General features: G+C 47.7%; 13 protein-coding genes, 1 tRNA gene and 2 pseudogenes. 6 read left to right on the top strand and 10 right to left on the bottom strand.

All coding sequences use genetic code 11. The annotated features are described in order from the left end of the window. Nucleotides 1-19: 19 nt before the first annotated feature. Both J5067_RS10260 and murP read right to left on the bottom strand, forming a co-directional pair. On the bottom strand, nt 20-1,669 hold the full coding sequence (locus J5067_RS10260; RefSeq protein WP_319802387.1) for a methyl-accepting chemotaxis protein: 1,650 nt from the start codon (nt 1,667-1,669) through the stop codon (nt 20-22). A 688-nt stretch (nt 1,670-2,357) separates the two neighbouring features. Further along, on the bottom strand, nt 2,358-3,809 hold the full coding sequence (gene murP / locus J5067_RS10255; protein WP_264651044.1) for a PTS N-acetylmuramic acid transporter subunit IIBC: 1,452 nt from the start codon (nt 3,807-3,809) through the stop codon (nt 2,358-2,360). A 136-nt stretch (nt 3,810-3,945) separates the two neighbouring features. Here murP and J5067_RS10250 point away from each other — a divergent pair, with 136 nt between their 5' ends. Together J5067_RS10250 and J5067_RS10245 are read left to right on the top strand one after the other, a co-directional pair. Beyond that, complete coding sequence (locus J5067_RS10250; RefSeq protein ID WP_264627560.1) at nt 3,946-4,884, top strand: cation diffusion facilitator family transporter; 939 nt, start codon at nt 3,946-3,948, stop codon at nt 4,882-4,884. Nucleotides 4,885-5,057: 173 nt separating this feature from the next. Further along, nucleotides 5,058-5,429: a hypothetical protein gene (locus J5067_RS10245; RefSeq protein ID WP_264627557.1), complete on the top strand. Its 372-nt coding sequence runs from the start codon at nt 5,058-5,060 to the stop codon at nt 5,427-5,429. Between the two features lie 66 nt (nt 5,430-5,495). On the opposite strand, the gene J5067_RS10240 is transcribed toward J5067_RS10245, so the two are convergent. Together J5067_RS10240 and J5067_RS10235 are read right to left on the bottom strand one after the other, a co-directional pair. Continuing rightward, nucleotides 5,496-6,104 (bottom strand): ATP-dependent Clp protease proteolytic subunit, encoded by a 609-nt coding sequence (locus tag J5067_RS10240; protein ID WP_264627558.1) that lies wholly within the window; start codon nt 6,102-6,104, stop codon nt 5,496-5,498. Between the two features lie 91 nt (nt 6,105-6,195). Continuing rightward, a pseudogene (locus J5067_RS10235) lies at nt 6,196-6,351 on the bottom strand (ethyl tert-butyl ether degradation protein EthD); the annotation flags it as partial. A gap of 670 nt (nt 6,352-7,021) precedes the next feature. Between J5067_RS10235 and J5067_RS10230 the strand changes: the two are divergent. Further along, nucleotides 7,022-8,749: an ABC transporter ATP-binding protein gene (locus J5067_RS10230; RefSeq protein WP_264627559.1), complete on the top strand. Its 1,728-nt coding sequence runs from the start codon at nt 7,022-7,024 to the stop codon at nt 8,747-8,749. 84 nt (nt 8,750-8,833) lie between these two features. Here the strand turns inward: J5067_RS10230 and J5067_RS10225 are convergent, their stop codons facing one another. Continuing rightward, on the bottom strand, nt 8,834-9,601 hold the full coding sequence (locus tag J5067_RS10225; protein WP_264651043.1) for a helix-turn-helix domain-containing protein: 768 nt from the start codon (nt 9,599-9,601) through the stop codon (nt 8,834-8,836). 102 nt (nt 9,602-9,703) lie between these two features. Here J5067_RS10225 and J5067_RS10220 point away from each other — a divergent pair, with 102 nt between their 5' ends. Continuing rightward, nucleotides 9,704-10,867: an MFS transporter gene (locus tag J5067_RS10220; RefSeq protein ID WP_264651107.1), complete on the top strand. Its 1,164-nt coding sequence runs from the start codon at nt 9,704-9,706 to the stop codon at nt 10,865-10,867. On the opposite strand, the gene J5067_RS23290 is transcribed toward J5067_RS10220, so the two are convergent. From J5067_RS23290 to J5067_RS10210, 3 genes and pseudogenes are all read right to left on the bottom strand, one after another. After that, the gene (locus J5067_RS23290) at nt 10,839-11,018 is read right to left on the bottom strand and encodes a type II toxin-antitoxin system CcdA family antitoxin (RefSeq protein WP_369076101.1); all 180 of its coding nucleotides are present in this window, start codon (nt 11,016-11,018) and stop codon (nt 10,839-10,841) included. The genes J5067_RS10220 and J5067_RS23290 overlap by 29 nt on opposite strands. A 127-nt stretch (nt 11,019-11,145) precedes the next feature. Next, a pseudogene (locus J5067_RS10215) lies at nt 11,146-11,556 on the bottom strand (tyrosine-type recombinase/integrase); the annotation flags it as partial. Between the two features lie 171 nt (nt 11,557-11,727). Beyond that, nucleotides 11,728-11,803, bottom strand: a tRNA-Phe gene (locus J5067_RS10210). 647 nt (nt 11,804-12,450) lie between these two features. On the opposite strand from J5067_RS10210, the gene J5067_RS10205 reads away from it, so the two are divergent. Beyond that, entirely contained in the window at nt 12,451-14,604 is a 2,154-nt protein-coding gene (locus J5067_RS10205) for an ornithine decarboxylase (protein ID WP_264651042.1), read from the top strand. Between the two features lie 52 nt (nt 14,605-14,656). Here J5067_RS10205 and ansP read toward each other — a convergent pair whose 3' ends face one another. Further along, nucleotides 14,657-16,123, bottom strand: coding sequence for an L-asparagine permease (gene ansP, locus J5067_RS10200; protein WP_264644328.1), 1,467 nt, complete (start codon nt 16,121-16,123; stop codon nt 14,657-14,659). A gap of 333 nt (nt 16,124-16,456) precedes the next feature. Between ansP and J5067_RS10195 the strand changes: the two genes are divergently transcribed. After that, nucleotides 16,457-17,494 carry an alpha/beta fold hydrolase gene (locus tag J5067_RS10195; RefSeq protein ID WP_264651041.1) on the top strand — a complete coding sequence of 346 codons (1,038 nt, stop codon included), beginning with the start codon at nt 16,457-16,459 and terminating at the stop codon, nt 17,492-17,494. A 52-nt stretch (nt 17,495-17,546) separates the two neighbouring features. On the opposite strand, the gene mltC is transcribed toward J5067_RS10195, so the two are convergent. Next, entirely contained in the window at nt 17,547-18,620 is a 1,074-nt protein-coding gene (mltC, locus tag J5067_RS10190; RefSeq protein WP_264644330.1) for a membrane-bound lytic murein transglycosylase MltC, read from the bottom strand. Between the last annotated feature and the right edge of the window lie 24 nt (nt 18,621-18,644).

Below are 18,644 nucleotides of genomic sequence, written 5' to 3'. Positions count from 1 at the left end.
GGACGCGGTGCACTGTGTATCAGAAGCTTGTCCAATCGGACGTGTTTTTCTCTGTTGATCGAGATGCCGTCGGTAACATGGCGACGGGCGTTGAAGCCTGTGCCACTCTCAGCGATGACGGTGCAGTGGCATAACCAGCAACGTTGAAGACGGACACTTCTCTGACAAGCTGATCGGCTTGCTCTTTGAGACTTTGTGCCGCGGCAGCAGATTCCTCTACCAGCGCTGCGTTCTGTTGGGTGGTCTGGTCCATTTGGCTGACGGCGATCCCCACCTGTTCAACCCCGGTCGATTGCTCTGCGCTGGCGGAGCTTATCTCAGCCACGGTGTCGGTTAACTGGCGAATGGACGTGACAACCTGTTGCATCGTTTCCCCTGCCTTATTCACCAGCGAAGAGCCTTGCCCAACCCGCTCAACGCTTGCGGTAATCAGGCTTTTAATCTCCTTCGCGGCGTCTGCACTTCGCTGTGCCAGATTACGAACTTCTCCCGCCACCACGGCGAATCCACGCCCTTGTTCCCCTGCGCGGGCGGCTTCAACGGCGGCATTGAGTGCCAATATATTGGTCTGGAAAGCAATGCTATCGATAACGTTGATGATATCGGCAATGCTGCGTGAGCTCTCATTGATGGACTTCATGGTCTCCACCACATCATCCACGACATGGCCGCCTTGCTGCGCTACCGAGCTCGCATTTTGCGCCAATACATTTGCCTGACGAGCGTTATCCGCATTATTTTTCACCGTCATCCCTAACTGCGTCATGGTTGATGAGGTCTCTTCCAGCGCACTTGCCTGCTCTTCTGTACGCGACGACAGATCGGCGTTGCCTTGGGCTATCTGCATGCTGGCGGTGGCCACGCTTTCGGCGTTGTTTCTGACGCTGACAACCATCCGCGTCAGTGCTGCCTGCATCTCCTTCATTGCCTCCAGAAGTTGTCCGATTTCATCGTGACTGTCTGCCACTATCGAACCACTGAGATCGCCGACACTGATACGCTTTGCAGAAGAAAGCGCCATGGCTAATGGGGTTGTGACGCTGCGCGTTAAGCGCCAGGCAATCAGGCACCCTACTAGCGTTGAGATAATCGACAGCAGCAACATCCAGTACAAGGCTTTGGTAATATAATCCTTGGTGATTTGCTTTGCGGTATCCACATAGGCTTCTTGTAATTCGGTAAACTCAGTAAGTTTACTAAAATAAATGCCTTGAATGTTGGCTATTTCACCAAAGACTAACGCTGTTGCCTGGTCATCCCTATCTTCCATGGCATAGTTAACGGCTTTATTAATATGGATGCTGTATTCTTTTCTAATCTCAGCGAGTTGATTAAATAAATCCCTGCCTTCCTTAGTGTTGATGGTTACATCAAGTTTTTTATATATATCACTCGCGGTGTTGGTGGTTTTGGCGATAATATCTTTGAGGTTTTGTTTTTCTTTCGTCTGCTGTTCTGGAAGTAGAATAATGTCACGCAGAGTGCGTATATTGGTGTTAAGGATATCCTGGATGTCACGTAACATATCCACCTTCATCATCCGATCCTCAGTGATCTCTTCAAGTTCAATTTCAATGTTCTTTATGAAGAAATAACTGAGTGAGGATAATGAGAGCGTTAATATGATTAACACGCCAAACCCTGAAAAAAGCCGATTACCAATGCTCATATTTTTAAAAAAATTCATGCCAATTCCATCTGTTCTATTTATTTAATAACGTGTTTTCCTACGATGATTATCTGACAGATTACCCATAAATTCCTTGCGAGGTGGATAATGTTTCATTTAATTACAATAGGTTCCCTGGATGTTCGCAAATTCCTGATTACCGATGCATGTAGCAAGACACTAGTATAAGAAATCTGTTTGGCTATAAGCCGGAAAACATTTTTTCCATCTAAGATGAATACGGTTTTGAACCACTTATCACCTTACTGCATTTAGCTATATGTTAATTTAATGTTGATTTTTGCGCTTGTTGACATTATCCAGATATCAAAGCGAAGCACGGAGTGTTGTATAGTCTCACGCTATTATAAACACAAGATCGATCGAAAAAAAACGATCGTTAAACCGTTTAATTTTTCTTATTCGATCGGTTTTTTCTATCAAGAAAATAAAAATGAATCGATTCAGCTTTGACAATCATTAAGTTAAATTAATAATTTAGAGTGCTAATTATTTCATAATGTTGTTTGGCCGAAAAATAAGATCGCTAGTCTCGAGTTCTCAAAAGACGTCAGATAATGAGGAGAGGAGGGCGATAGCAGGCTTTTTAATTGTTTGTACTTTCATGATAGTACAATACCCCTCTCCCGACAATAACTGTTGAGCGAAGAGAGGGGCAGATAACGCATCAGGTTAAATCAACATTCTTGCTGGCGAATAACCAGGTTAAAATAAACCCAGTAATATAAGAGATGATAAGGCCAGCAATATAAACGGCCATGCCGACAAAAATGCCCTGTGCCGATGTCATCAACGGGATGGAGACCAAACCGGAGGGGCCGAACACCGTATTCAGGCCGATCGGCAATCCCATCCAGGCCACCGTACCAATAAAGAAACCGCCCATGGCACCACCGCAACAGGCGGTCACAAAAGGTTTCAGACGTGGCAGCGTAACGCCATAAATCAGCGGTTCACCAATGCCCAACAGACCTGGGAAAATGGCCCCTTTGATTTGCGTACGTAACAGAGAACCTTTATCAGCGCGAACAAAAAGGGCCAGCGCTGCCCCGACTTGCCCGGCGCCTGCCATGGCGAGAATGGGAAACAGGGAGTTGAAGCCTTGTGCATCCATTAACGCGAAATAGACCGGCACAAAACCCTGGTGGATGCCGAAAACCACCGCAATCAGAAATAAGCCTGCCAAAATGGCGCTGCCAAACGGGTTGCCGTTTAAGTGCAGGAACAGCCATGACATGCCTTTAAACAGTTCGCCACCGATGGGCATGATAACGACAAAGGTCACCGCGCCGGTAATCAGCAACGTTAGGGTGGCGGTGAGGATCATATCAAGGTTGTCAGGCATGATGCGGCGCACCTGCTTTTCTACCCAGGCACCCAGCATACACGCCAGTAATACGCCGATAATATTTCCGCGCGGGTCGATAGCCAGACCAAAAAAGTTCGACATCCCGGCGTAATAGCCGGTAGTACCTTCCGGCACGTAGCGCAAGATAAACAGGGAAGCAATGATTGCACCATTGACCCCCGTTCCGCCAAAAGCCTTCTGGGTATTAAAACCAATCAGGATGCTAAGGAAAGTAAACAAACCAATGCTAAACACTTTCATGTAAGCAATCAGGCTTTTTAACCAGGCGGCCTGTGCGACACCTTCTACTACCAGCGTTTGCTGTAATAAGGTGGCAATTCCCAGTAATAAACCTGCCGCAATAAAGCCTGGAATAAGCGGTGTGAAAATCGTGGCAAACTTGGTCAGAAAGTTGTGTACTGCGCTTTTCTGCTTGGCTTTTATCTGCTGTTTGTTTTGGCTTGCCAATTGACGTAAATCGGGCGCTGTTTCACCCGTGGCTGCCGCTGGGGAAGGGGTAATCAGTAGCGCATTCATCATCTCACTGGCGGTTTGCGCTTTACCGGGGCCAAGAATGACCTGCAACTGATCGTCGCCATTTACCACTCCCAGGACGCCAGGTATTTTTTTCAGCGCGTCTAGCGCGATTAATTGGCGATCCTTTAACGTAAGTCGCAGCCGGGTCATGCAGTTACCGCAGAGAATGATATTCTCTCTTCCACCGATGAGATGTAAAATCTCTTCGACCATCGAAACGGTTATTTTTGCCATGATTATCGTTATATCTCCTGCAATGTTAGGGGGCTAGCGGCCCAAACATCGAGCCAAAAGAGAGTGTTGTATACTTGACGGTGAGTCACGTTCTGGTTTTCCATCGCAACGCTCATTTGTGGATAAGACTATGACAATGATAACGGCAACTCCCCCCAAAAATCATGCGTCACACAGCACCGAGATAGAGCAGAAAGTCCTTAAACGTTCAATTTTATGCACCTTTTTTATTGCAAGTGCGGGGATCGTTGTTGGCCTGGTTTGCGGATCAATATCGATTATTTTTGACGGCATGTTTTCCATCCTGGATGCCGGAATGTGTTCGCTCTCTTTATTAGTCTCTCGACTGCTGGGGCAGCCCCATAGTCGTCGATTCCAATTCGGGTTCTGGCATGTTGAACCGATGGTTCTGGCATTTAATGGTTGCCTGTTGGTTATTCTGTGTTTATATGCCTTTGTTAATGCCATCAAAGGGATCATCGACGGCGGGCGAGAATTAGAACTTGGCTGGGCTATCGCTTATGCGATTACTATCAGCACCTTTTGTTTTGTGCTCTACTTCACACAGCGTCGACTGAACAAAAAAATCAAATCAGAACTGATCGCGCTGGATACTAAAAGCTGGCTAATGTCTGCCTGTATCAGTAGCGCTTTGTTATTTGCTTTTATAATTTCCTGGTTGATGGAGGGCACTCGCTACGAATACCTTACTGTTTATGCCGATCCTCTCGCACTGGCGGTTCTGACCTTACTATTAATTCCCGTCCCGGTGAAAACGGTTCTGTCCGCCGTTCGGGAAATTCTACAAATGACGCCGGACAGCCTCGACTGTAAAATTGAATCTATCATGGCACAGTTAACGCTGGAATATGGTTTTCTGGATTATTCAAACTATGCGACGCGTATCGGGCGTGGCTTATTTGTTGAAATCCATATTGTCATTCCCGAGAGTATGGCAAACAGCGGTGTGCGAAAATTTGATAAGATTCGCGATGACATTGCGCAATCCATCGGCGAAGATGGCCCCCATCGTTGGTTGACCATCTCCTTCACGCAAGATGCCAAATGGCTGTAGTAGGGCGAATCGGGGGTAAGGGGGACGATGGTTGCCGCCAGTAAACCGGTTGCGTGGTAGTAATACCTTATCGTGGACGCTACTATCCCGGTTATCGGCATAGGGGCAGTCCAAAGCATCAGTAGGGTGCTTTAAGGGTTGATGGCACTTTCATTGTGGAGAGGGATAACCAGATGTTTAAAGCAGGTTTTATCACTGGCGCTATTTTGCTGTTTTGTCAATTTCCCGCTCAGGCGGCAACCGACTGGCAAGTGGGTGATTTTGTCCGCCAAACTCACCGTTGGGATGAAAAATCAAACCGCTTTCTGTCGGGAGCGGCTGAAGGGGAAGGTGACGGTTGCTGGCAGATTACTGCCACCACGCCAGAAAGCATCACCATGAAACTGATAAGTGGCGTTTTTAAGCCCTGGTGGACGGATAAACCCATCGCGCTTGGCGAAGTCGATGATTGGTTTGATAGCGGCGTATACAAAGAGGCGAATCCTACTATGCCTCCGTTGTCTGAAATCAAAGCAACGTTTTCTACCGTCGCTTCTTGTCGTTAATGCGGCTTCTGGGGATTCAGTGTTGGTCGACGATCGCGACTGAATCCTCCAGAAATAAACAAAGGCTTAATCCAGATTTAGCTCGCCGTAGGTTTTGACCACGCGGGAAATAATTCCGTAATCGATCGCTTCTTGGGTGTTCATCCAGTAATTGCGATCGGTATCCTGTTTCACTTTCTCGACGGGCTGGCCGGTGGCATCGGCAATCAGATGGTTGACGCGATCGAGCATCCTGATGATTTCTTTGGCTTCGATTTCAATATCGCTAGCCTGACCGCGCACGCCGCCCAAAGGCTGGTGGATCATAAAGCGGGTATTCGGCAGCGCGTAACGGTGCTCTTTTTTAGCCGCAAGGAAAATGGTGGTGCCGGCGCTGGCAACCCAGCCGGTGCCAATAATATGGACTTCCGGTTTGATAAACTTAATCATGTCATGGATGGTGTCTGCCGCCTCAACGTGACCCCCCTGACTGTTAATATAGATTTTTATTGGCGCATCGCTGATGCTTTGCAACAGCAGAAGCTGGGTAACGACCTTCTCGGTCAGCGCCTGATTCACTTCACCGGAGATAATGATCGAGCGCGCATCCAGCAGCTTTTGCTGCATGAGGGTGCTTGTATTGGCGGAGTCCGCTTCTTTCTTATCGTCCTGTTCTTTACTCGTAATAAATTGCATGCTGTGCTTTCCTTTTCTGATGATAGCGCTAAGCATAGTCCACGGAAGGCTAAGCGGAAATAACAAGTTGTTATCTTCATTCATGGGGTTTTTACCCGGCAATCACACACCGTTCTTCGCCATACCAGAGTTGTGAATGTGCTAAATCTACGAATTTACGCTCATCCTCAATAAGCTCCTGAAGCGCGCGTAAGCCGTTCTCTGTTTTCCGGGCTGCAAGATGCGACTCCATATCGTCCCACCATAGCTCGGCACAGCCATCAAAGTCGACAGACTCTGTATTCCTGGTGCGCTGAAGTGCGTGCGGGCGCTACTCCCTGTGACACCTTGAAAATCAAAATACGGGAACAGCTCGTGTTGATCGATTGTCAGGTTGACGCTTTGGGGCAGAGCCGGGAATTGCTGAAAGGGTTGCTTAATGGATAATGCAGAGATAGCCTTCCTTAAAATAAGTCATTAAAGGAGGGAAGGGGCCCAATAAAGAAGTACTATCTGGCAACGGCTAACTGATCGGGTGTGAGTTCTCCGACCGGGCGTTGTCCTCACTATTACTGAGTAAAATTAGTGAGGGCAATACCTGATACATACAACAACAATGAATTTTTATTTCATATAATTTTAACTTAATTATATAGCCATGATCTGAATCAAGCGAACAGTGACATGCATATGTGTTTTACATATATGCAAATGATAATACTGGAATGACTATATATTCTATTGACTTGCTGCAAAAAAAGGACAAGTGTTAATGAGCGATTAAATTGCAGGTATTTACCAATGTTAGAATAATAAGGGAAGGTGTTTATAATGGGAAGAAAAGATCTGAGTTAATTTTCGAAGATACGAGAGGGATAAGCATAAATGCTATTTGCATAATTGAGAATTGTTAATAAGTGAGTAAAGGGATAACTTCAGTGAATGATCTTGTTACGGCGATAAAAAAACAAAAAATCAGATTTATCATGGTGTTGGCTCTCATCTTGCTAGTGAAGATCTCATCAACACTGCCCGCTATTATTTTAGGGAGAATTGTGGATGAATTTACCTTTATAGGGCATGAGAATGGATATCATACATTAGCACAATATCTTGTTCTTTTTGCTTTTATAGGGTTTTTTAATGCGGTTTTTTCTCCTTTGCAAATAACCTTTCTGACAAGATTTGTACAGAATACGCTTTGTTTTTTCTCTATAAATTGGATAGGGGAAATTTTTAAAAAGGACTTTGAGATTTTTAGCTCTCTGAATATAGGGAAATTAATAAAATCAATCGAAAGAGGTATTCTCGCTTACGAAAAAATCATAACATATTTCTTTAGTGTGTTATTACCGTTGATCATCGAACTCATCATTCTAAGCGCTTGGTTGATAAAAATTTCCAATCTTTACTTTTTAATTTTCATCTTTTCTTTTTCATCAATATATTTATATATCACGCATAAAATAATAAAGTGGAGAAGGAGTCATATAGATCAGCTCAATGAGATAGAGGATGAACAAACAGGCGTACTATCCAATACGTTATTGGCGGCAAAAAGCATTAAACTTGAACAAGCGTACGATTCTGCGCTAAAACCCTTAAACGCCATGTTGGAAGAATATGCGAAAAGTGCTATCAGGGTTAGCTTTTCAGGTTCTCTTTTAGTATCAGCAAAAATATTGTTTCTTACCATTACGACTTCTGCCATCATTGTATATGGCATCATGAGTGGCTATTTTTTATCTGAATCGATAACTGCTGGAGAGTTTGTATCATTGTTCACACTATCAACGATGCTATTGAATGATGTTTTTTCAATTGCTGAATCATATAGAGTGGGTGATCAGTTTTTTTCTGATAAAAAGAGCTTCGAAAAAATATTATCATTCAGAACTTTTAAAGGAGATAAAAAAAGAAGAATCGATTTAAATAAGAGTGGTCACTCTATTGTTGTTAAATCTTTTATTTATAGTAGATATGGAGAGGTGGTATTAACGATTGAGGATGACGTTGTCATAAACTCAAAGGATAAAATAGCCATTATTGGCCCCAGTGGTTCTGGGAAAACAACCTTTTTAGAATTAATTGTTGGGGTTGATAAAAATAAAGAAGGTGTTAAGGTTTTTCTCGATGAGATATTACTCGATGATATTGTAGAGGAAGACCATTTGTCTGTTATTCGCTATGCTCCTCAACAACCCAAGTTCACTGTTGGACCTGTCAAAGATGCGGTGTTTTTTGGTAAGGTATTACCAACGAATGTTAAGGACTATTTTAGTTCTCTTTCTATTGAATATATTTGGAGTGGAGATAAAGTTATTGATCATGACGCTAATGGGATTTCTGGAGGGGAAAGTAAAAAACTTTCTATTTTACGTATCCTTTGCAATCCAGGGAAGTTCAATTTCTTCGATGAGCCGACATCATCTGTGGATACCAAAGGGGCTGAAGGAATATGGCATTTTCTCATGCAACATCTCAAACAATATGCTGTGATTTGCGTTACCCATGATCTGAGTATTTTGAATCGGTTTGATAAAGTTATTGTCATAGATAAAGGAAAGATTGTCGCTCATGGGGCTTGGGATTCTATCTCAAAACACGCGAATGTTATCGATACTCTGACTAGATTAGAGGAAGAAAATAATGTGGCATCGAAATAAAAAAGGGTAATAACCCCAGTATCTCCCAGAGATACTTCTGCTCACGATAAGTATATTGATGATGGGGTAAGTCTTTTTATATGGTCATCTCCTTTGCCCCATATAGGTGCGAGGAGTACTCCCAGTCATATTCTTAAAAAAGGTGGTGAAAGCACTATCACTGGAAAATGCTAGAAAACTAGCCACTTCAGAAATCGGTTGTGCTTCGGCTAATAATTCAATCGCCTTAAATAGTCGCCATTGTTGGCGCCATTGCTGGTAGTTGAGCCCTGTTTCTTTCATCATAATGCGACTGATAGTTTTTGCGGTTGCTCCAGTGTTAACGGCTAGCATTTGTAGTGGTGGTGGCATTTCCATATCACTCAAACAACGTAAACGTCGATCTTTTGGTAGTGGCAGAATTGTTGGTTCGCGTTGGGTACTATTAATTTCATCCTTACACACAGCCCAAATATGGGCTGCTGCGCCGTATCGCCAGTTCATTGAAAAATCTGCAAAAGCAATACGCTCTACTGTTTCACGTAATAGTGCTGTCACGTTCAATACTTCTACATCAGGGCTGAATACAGGATGGCGTTGGTTATCAACATAGATGGAACGATACCCCACAACACCACGAATTTGAACACGGTGCACAACTCCTGGGGGAATCCAGGCAATACGCCCTGGCGGCAACAGGCAAATACTGTTGTTAAGCGTAATGCGCATACATCCTTGTTGGCTAAACAGTAATTGTCCCTTTTTATGATAATGATTACCTGAATCATGTTGGGTCAGCTCAGACGCTATACCTACGACATCATTGTCATGCTCATCAGGATTAAATGCGGAATCTGCGGGTATCCATGCCATAAATTGTCCGATTCTGTAAGTTTTATGTCTTCTATATAGTAATAGGCAAAACAATATTATGTTATTTTTAAAAAAATTAACACAATGGCAATATAGATGGTTATGCAACGAAAACTAACTCTGACTTTGGCAACGTCGATGATGATGTTTCCTCAGGTGGTAGAAACCATATACAGTCCAGCTTTGACGCATATTGCCGATGGCTTTCATGTCACAGCGGAAGTCGCAGCACAAACGTTATCCAGTTATTTTTTTTCTTTTGCACTTGGCGTGGTGGTTTGGGGGCGGTTATGCGATGTGATGGGGAGGCGACCGGTAATTTTATTGGGTCTTGGGATATACCTGCTTGCTTCAATTGTCGCCGTGCTAAGTCATTCCTTTACTGTATTGCTGAGCGCGCGCGTTGTCGCGGCTTTTGGTGCAGCAGTTGGATCAGTAGGAACGCAAACAGCGATACGAGATTGTTTTAACGGAAAAGAACTGGCGCAGGTGTTTTCTCTGATGGGAATAGCAATGGCGATCAGTCCGGCAGTGGGAGTATTGAGTGGCACAGTGCTGACGCATTACTGGGGGTTCCAAGGGGTATTCTCCGGCCTTGCTGTGTTAGCTGCCACACTTCTCAGCTACGCAGCATGGCAATTGCCAGAAACCCGTCCTCTACAGAGAGTACAGAGTCCCTTTTTTCGTACTTTCAGATGCATGTTAAAAGACGGTGATATCTGGCGTAGCGCTGTGCTGATCGCATTGCTCAATATTTGCATGTTTGGCTATTATCAGCTTGCTCCCTTTCACTTTGAAGCACTGGCTATTCCACAGCAGTGGTTCGGTTATACCGGCATGGTCTTGGCTTTTGGCGTGGGCATAGGTGCGGTAATTAATAAGGTTTTAGTTGCGAGAAACTGGATGTTTATATCGCTATTGATGCTAGCTTGTGGGTTAGGGGGCTTGGGCGGAGTATTAATGTGGGTAATGGAAAATTCGTTGTGGTTTGTATTGGCGATGATACCAGTTGTCATGGCCTATGGTATTGCGATACCCAATATTCTGGCTCGGGCGCTGCGTCGTTATAAGGATGGTGCCGGAACGGCGGGAGCCATTCTGGGCCTGATGTATTACACGATGTTAGGTGGTGGCTTGGTGCTGGCCGGTTTAACACAACGTCTGAGCTTGGTATTAGTTCTAAGCAGTCTGTTAATGGGGCTGATGGCGTTGAGTATTGCGCGAGGAGAACGGAGGACTAGCATTGAGAATATTGGAGATATTTGACGATAAGCTTAATCAGGAGACACTGTTCAACTTTTATGCGGCGGGTTTCTTTGCCAATGACATCATTCTCCAGCCTTGAAATATTGACCCCAGAAGCACTCAGAACCTGATAATTGTCTTTGTCCCAGGCAACGCTGACGCAGCGTTTCATGACAGTACTCCTCCATTATGCATGCGTTGAGTACATACTCCACGTAGCTGTTCAGTAATTAGCCAGCATTCAACTCTAATCGTTTAAGTCCCCCATAAAACGAATAAACTCGAAAAACATCAAGAGCGATATCCATCGCGCCAATAGCAGGAAAAACGTAGCGTTTCAGGCAGGTAAGGATTTTATCGGCGTGCGTGTCCGACCAGAGTTTACGACTGCTGGAATGCCAGCCAGTGGCGATATAGCGAAATGTTCTTGATTCATCCACTGCGGATTTTTCTGCCTTGCGAGACAGCGAAGGGCAGACACCGGATGCCAGCAACTTACGCGCCGCATCGCGCTTTTCACGGGCTGCTGCTAATGAGATCAACGGGTAAGCGCCAAGGGCGAGGCGGTTCTCTTTACGGTCGAAGGTGTAGCGGAAATACCACCGCTTAGCACCATGAGTAGATATCGTTAGATAAAGCCCTAACGAATCAGTGAGCTTGTATGATTTTTCTAGGTTTTTGGCTGAGCGGATCTTGCTATCAGTTAACATGGGCGGGTCACTCCGTTCATCGAACTGAATGACCCGTAATTTGACCCACTTTTTTCCGGATACCTAGGGATAACTAAGAATGCATCGGGAAAGATTTTTATGCCACTTTGGTTACATTACAAACACATAGGGATTTATAGGAACGCATAGGGAGGCATAAAAAAGGAGAAGTGGTGCCCGGACTCGGAATCGAACCAAGGACACGGGGATTTTCAATCCCCTGCTCTACCGACTGAGCTATCCGGGCAACGGGGCGCATTAAACCGTATTGGGTCATTGCCGTCAATGAGTTTATATCACATTCCCGTACGAATGCTGTGAATTCGAGCAGTAACGTGCGTTTTTGCAGCAAAAATGGTTTTCTGGGGTTGATAACCTGCCAGGCAAACGTTTTCTTATTCGGCGCAATCGCTGTTGGGCGTATTGTGTTTGCAAAAAAACCGTGCCACTATGACGCCGTTTTTTACTCCCCATTCACGAGCGGTTAAAGAGGGCGCCACTATGTCAGATTCATTGTGCAAGGTGCAGGCTGTACGCGCCGGGCTGTCGATGATACCTGCCTGTGGGTTCGGTTTCCGCTTGTCTGCATTCTCGCGATTATCCTCCTTCACCATGCGGTGAGGCGTTCAAATGCTCACTGTTAGGCATGAGTAAGAACAGCGCATCGCTCTGATTTTACTGATGTCTATCGGACGGGGCTGGATCCAGTTTCTCCTTACGTGTTAAGCCGTATAGGCAAAAAGCGGTATTTGTCAGTCGCACCGTCTGGTCTTGTCATAAGATTAATGTATATCTGTTTTACTATGCGGATATGCCATCTAGGCCTGACAGTGATGACGCTTTACACGGTGCCTTTGCGCCACTACTCATCCTTAAGCGTTTGGGTTTGGTTACATGAAACAGTTAAAAATTGCAGCGAACGCGACGGTTGCGGGCCGTCTTCATACCCAGCGAGAAATTGTCTCCCTGAGTCAAACCGACTTTACTGATGTGGCAGCCGTAGTCGTTTCTCTTGACGAGGCGCGATGTGGAGTGTTGTCGCTGTTGCAGCACACCGGTTTCGGCATTCCGGCGTTCGTGGTGAACGAGCCTTGGTATTCAGCACAGGAAGCGTTGCCGCCTGGCAGCAACTGGTTGCGCGTGGACGGTGCGGGTGAGCATGCTCCGCTGCTGGAGAAAGCCGCCGCGGATTACCAGTCAGGGCTATTGCCGCCGTTTTTCGATACGTTGTCCAAATATGTCGGCATGCGCAATTCCACCTTCGCCTGCCCGGGGCATCAGGGCGGCCAATTTTTTCGCAAGCACCCCACCGGACGCCAATTCTTTGAGTTCTATGGCGAAACGCTCTTCCGGTCCGATATCTGCAATGCGGATGTGAAACTGGGCGATCTGCTGATTCACGAAGGGGCGGCGAAAAAAGCGCAGAAGTTTGCGGCCAAAGTGTTTAATGCCGACAAAACCTACTTTGTACTCAACGGCACCTCGTCAGCCAATAAAGTGGTGACCAACGCGTTGCTGACGCCGGGCGATTTGGTGTTGTTCGATCGCAATAACCATAAATCCAACCACCATGGCGCGTTGATTCAAGCCGGTGCAACGCCAATCTACCTCGAGACGGCACGAAATCCGTTTGGCTTTATTGGCGGGGTGGATGCGCATTGTTTTGATGAAGCTTATCTGCGCGGTTTGATTCGGGAAGAGGCTCCGCATCGCGCGGATGCACCGCGTCCGTTCCGGCTGGCGGTGATCCAGCTCGGCACTTACGATGGCACCATTTACAACGCGCGTCAGGTGGTGGATAGCATCGGCCATCTGTGTGATTACATTCTGTTTGACTCTGCCTGGGTGGGCTACGAGCAGTTTATCCCGATGATGGAACAGTGCTCGCCGCTGTTGCTGGAGTTGAATGAGAACGATCCGGGCATCTTTGTTACCCAATCGGTTCACAAGCAGCAGGCGGGCTTTTCGCAAACCTCTCAGATCCACAAAAAAGACACGCATATCAAAGGACAAAAGCGGTTTTGCAACCATAAGCGCTTTAACCACGCTTTTATGCTGCATGCTTCGACCAGCCCTTTTTATCCGCTGTTTGCCGCGCTCGATGTTAATGCAAAAATGCACGAAGGCAGCAGTGGTCGTCGCTTGTGGCTCGAATGCGTCAAGCAGGGCATCGATACTCGTAAGCAACTGCTGGCTCGCTGTTCGTTGATCAAACCCTTTGTTCCGGATCTGATCGACGGTGTGCCGTGGCAGGATCACGCCACGGACGACATTGCGCAGGATGTCCGTTTCTTCAATTTCGAGCCCGGAGCAGCGTGGCATGCCTTTGAGGGATATGCGCAAGGCCAGTACGTTATCGATCCGTGCAAACTGTTGCTGACTACACCGGGTATTGATGCCAGCAGCGGTGAATATACCGATTTCGGCATTCCAGCCACCATTTTGGCCAACTACCTGCGTGAGCATGGCATCATCCCGGAGAAAAGCGATCTTAACTCGATCCTGTTTCTGCTGACGCCTGCGGAAGACAGCGCCAAGCTGTCGCATCTGGTGGAGGCGCTGGTGCGTTTTGAGACGCTGATTGCACGCGATGCACCGTTAAGCGAGGTGCTGCCGAATCTCTATCACAAATACGAACAGCGCTACTCCGGCTATACGCTGCGCCAACTGTGTCAGGAAATGCATAACTTCTATGTAAGCCATAACGTGCAATATTTGCAAAAAGCCATGTTCCGCAAAGCGACATTGCCGCGTGCCGTGATGCTGCCGCAGGCGGCAAACAATGCCTTTGTGCGCGGGGATGTGGATTTGATCCCACTGGCCGAGGCTGAAGGTCGTGTCGCGGCAGAGGGTGCGCTTCCTTATCCGCCGGGCGTGCTGTGTGTGGTGCCGGGAGAAATTTGGGGCGGGGCGGTGCTGCGCTACTTCCTGGCGTTAGAAGAAGGCATTAACCGGATGCCGGGCTTCTCACCGGAGTTGCAAGGTGTCTACAGCGTTGAGCAGGAAGATGGCGCTAAGCGCCTGTGCGCCCATGTGATTCAGGAATAATTGTTATTAATGGTATTAGTGGCGCGAGGGGTAAACCCTCGCGCCGTTTTTTTTATTCGGTTGCAGACGCGGGTGTTGCCGCGATTTCGCCATTAGCCGCAGCGCGACGCTTTTTCAGCCCGTACCATCCCACAATCAGCAAGATAGCCAGCACCGGAGTGGAAGCAATGGTCCAGGTGCCGTTCGGGTAGTCAAACGCCATCAGCACCACCACGCCCAGCAAGAACACTAGCGTCATCCAGGAGGTAAACGGTGCGCCGGGCATCTTGAATGAAACCGGCTCAGCTTTACCCTGTTTGATGGCCTGACGCAGCTTCATCTGGCATAAAATAATGAATGCCCAGGAACAGATGATGCCGATAGAGGCCATATTCAGCACAATCTCAAACACCTGTGACGGCACAATATAGTTAAGGAATACCCCAACGATATGGATCGCCACCGTCACCATAATGCCGGTATAGGGAACCGACTGCGCGCTCATTTTCGACAGGAAGTGCGGCGCTGAGCCACCCTGTGACAGTGAGCGCAGAATGCGTCCGGTCGAGTAGAGGCCGGAATTCAGGCTGGATAATGCTGCGGTAAGCACCACCACGTTCATCACATCACCCATGTAGGGCACGCCCAGCTTGCTAAAGAAGGTGACAAATGGGCTTTGCCCGGCCTGATAGGCGTTCCACGGCAGCAGACACACTAGCAACACAATAGAGCCCACGTAAAACAGGGCGATACGCCAGATAACGCTGTTAACGGCTTTAGGCAGAATGCGCCGGGCGTCTTTGGCTTCACCGGCGGCAGTGCCGATGATTTCGATACCGGCGAAGGCAAAGATCACGCCCTGAACCAGCACCAATGCGGGCAATAATCCGTGGGGGAACAGGCCGCCGTTATCACTGATCAGATGAAAACCGGTTGGGTTGCCCGCGACAGGGTGACCGCTTGCCAGAAACACCGTCCCGACAATCAGAAACAGCGAAATGGCCGCTACCTTGATCAAGGCAAACCAGAATTCCATCTCGGCGAACCATTTCACGCCAATCAGGTTCATGGTAGTAACAATGGAGAGCGCACCCAAAGCCAGCACCCACTGCGGCACATCGGCAAACGTTCCCCAGTAGTGCATATAGAGCGCAACCGCCGTGATATCCACAATGCCGGTCATCGCCCAGTTAAGGAAGTACATCCAGCCCGCCAGATACGAGCCTTTTTCGCCGAGAAATTCTCGCGCATAAGAGACAAAACTGCCGCTGGAGGGGCGATGAACAATCAACTCACCGAGTGCACGCAAGATAAAGAAAGAGAAGATACCGCAGGTCAGGTACACCAGCGCCAGTGAAGGGCCTGCCAGTTGCAGGCGAGCTCCTGCGCCTAAAAACAGTCCGGTACCGATAGAGCCGCCAATGGCAATCATCTGTACGTGGCGTTTGCTGATGCTTTTTTGATAACCTTTTTCGTGGGAGTCGAGCCAGCGCGCTTTGCTGGTCTGACGCGTCACATCTGTTGTGTTGTTGTGTGTCATGCTCTGTTTGTGTTCCTGCTGGTCTCTCATGCCTGATGGCGTTTGGTATGACGTTGCGGTCATGCAGGTGCGCGGTGTGCTACTCCTCGCTCCGCAGTCATAACCCTTTGTTATGTTTGTTTCGGGCAGCGATGCTACCCTTTCTCGCCTGTGCTGGCAAAAAAAGTGTTGGGATTGTGTGCAATGGTATGGAGTGCAGTGACATTGTGCTGCATGGGAAGTGATGCGCCGCTGCCCTGGCATCGAAATTAACAGCACATTGGAGGCGTTCACTTTCTTATTTCGGCTATTTGCTGGCACAATTTGTCCGCTTTCTAACAGGAGGAACGAAAGATGGTATGGCGTACTGGTTTTTTGCTCGGAGCAGGGCTGCTCTGTGCAACGGCATTGGCTTCTCCCCAAGTGGGATTTCGTCAATTCAACCTGACAAATGATGTTCCCGAACGCGCGCTTAATGTTGTAGTGCTTTATCCTGCTGCACCGAGTGAGATACCGGTTAAATCGGTAGGGGACAATTCGGCTTTTGTCGGTGTCGCTGTGCAAGAAAATGCTCAACCAGCGCACGGTATGCATCCCTTTATTGCGCTCTCACATGGGTTTGGCGGCAATTGGCGTAATCAACTCTGGTTGGCGCACGCGCTGGCGCAACAAGGTTATATTGTTGCTGCCACTGACCATCCCGGTACCACGTCAATGATGATGAATAAGGCGATTGCAGCCAAACTTTGGTTGCGGCCAGATGATGTTCGTCGAGTGATTTCAGCCATTCAAAACAAACAGAACGTCGTTGGGACTATTGCGTCAGGAAAGATTGCCGTTATTGGGCATTCACTCGGGGGATGGACGGCTATGGAACTGGCAGGAGGGCGCTTTGATACCCAACAGTTTGAAACCGATTGTCAAACGCATACTGAGCTGGCTTCTTGTATCGTGTATCAGAATATGGGGATACCCCAAGAAGCGCAAGCGAATACCCTGTTAGGGCAACCAGAGCGAGATGCGCGTGTGACCGCTGTTGTCTCATTAGATTTAGGATTGGCGCGTGGCTTCACTTCGCAAAGTCTGTCGGCTATTAATATCCCAGTATTGGTTATCAGTGCTGGGCAGCCGGATCCGCAGTTACCTGCCACGCTCGAGTCCTATTCTATGGCGCAGAAAATGCCCCAGCGACAGACCCATTATTTGGAGGTGAATGACGCTTCACATTTTAGTTTCATGCAGTTGTGTAAGCCGGGGGCGATAGAACTGCTCGAACATGAGCAACCGGGAGAGGGCATCATCTGCGTTGACGGAAACAAGCGATCTCGTGAACAAATACACCATCAGATAATTGCAACCATCAGCGATTTTCTGAATAAAGCCTGGCATTAACCTTATGTACCTCTGGCGTACCAATACGCCAGAGGTCAGTGCAACATCCCGATTAACGGCGATAGTTTTTCTGCGTCGAGTTGACCTTGTAGAGATAGCGCCGCGATTCGGATGACGGGTGCTTGGTGGTCAAGGTATCGTAGACTTCGCCCGGTGACATCTGGTTGATGAGGCTAAAGGCCCTGTCTTTGTCGCTGGAGAATACGCGCAGCACGCTGCCTGCCCCACCGTTGTACGCCGTAATCACGGCATAGCGGCGTGAGGTTGGGTTCTCGATACCACCCAGGTAGGTGTTTTTCAGAATAGCCAGATAGGCCACGCCGGTGTCGATGTTATTCTCAGGATCGAACAGGTAGCTGCGGCTAGGCTGCCCCCATTTCCCCTTGCTCTTGAACACGTCACGTCCGGCGCTGTGCTGCACCACCTGCATCAGCCCCAATGCGTCAGAACGGCTCACCGCGTAAGGGTTGAAGCTGGATTCGGTTTGCATGATTGCCAGAATCAGCGATTCTTCGATGCCATAGCGCGCGGAGGCCTGACGAATCAACGGCAGGTATTTATGCGCACGCTTGTCCAAGTGGTTTGGTACCAGTTGGAAGGTGACAGACCAGATCACATGCAGTCCGGAGGTCCGTTTCTGCAAGCGGTTTTGCAGCAGGTAATCGGCAAAGCTGGCGGCACGGCCTTCCCAACGAATCGGTTGTCCGGTGTTGTCTAACACCTGGCCGTATAGCATCGGCTCACGGCTAATCTGGATGTCATTGGCATCCGAATAGAGATCGGTGTTGCTGGCGTTGTCACCCATCAGCAATGTGGTGATGATCGCCTGACGCAAGCTCGGCGCGTAATTGGTTGCTGATATGGTTTCAATGGTAATCGTACCGGCATCGAAGTTGATGTGACTACGGGTTTGATATTGATCGGTATATTTAACGTAGTCTTTCGGGCCGGCAATCAGCACTTCGTTCATGCCCCAGATATTCTCGATGTTGTGGGCGAACTGCCCCATCAGAATGTCAAAGGCGTTGGTATCCTTGATGAATTCTTCATTATTGAGATCGCCGCGCTTGCCGGAACAGGAGATCAGCAAGGGCGCAACGAGCAACAACGCTAGCAATTTCTTCATAAATGATTCGTTATAAGTATCTTG

The organism is Candidatus Symbiopectobacterium sp. NZEC151 (genome assembly GCF_025962655.1).
Lineage (GTDB): Bacteria > Pseudomonadota > Gammaproteobacteria > Enterobacterales > Enterobacteriaceae > Symbiopectobacterium.
The sequence above is the reverse complement of the archived record's forward strand: the minus strand, read 5'-3'. Positions and strand labels throughout refer to the sequence as shown.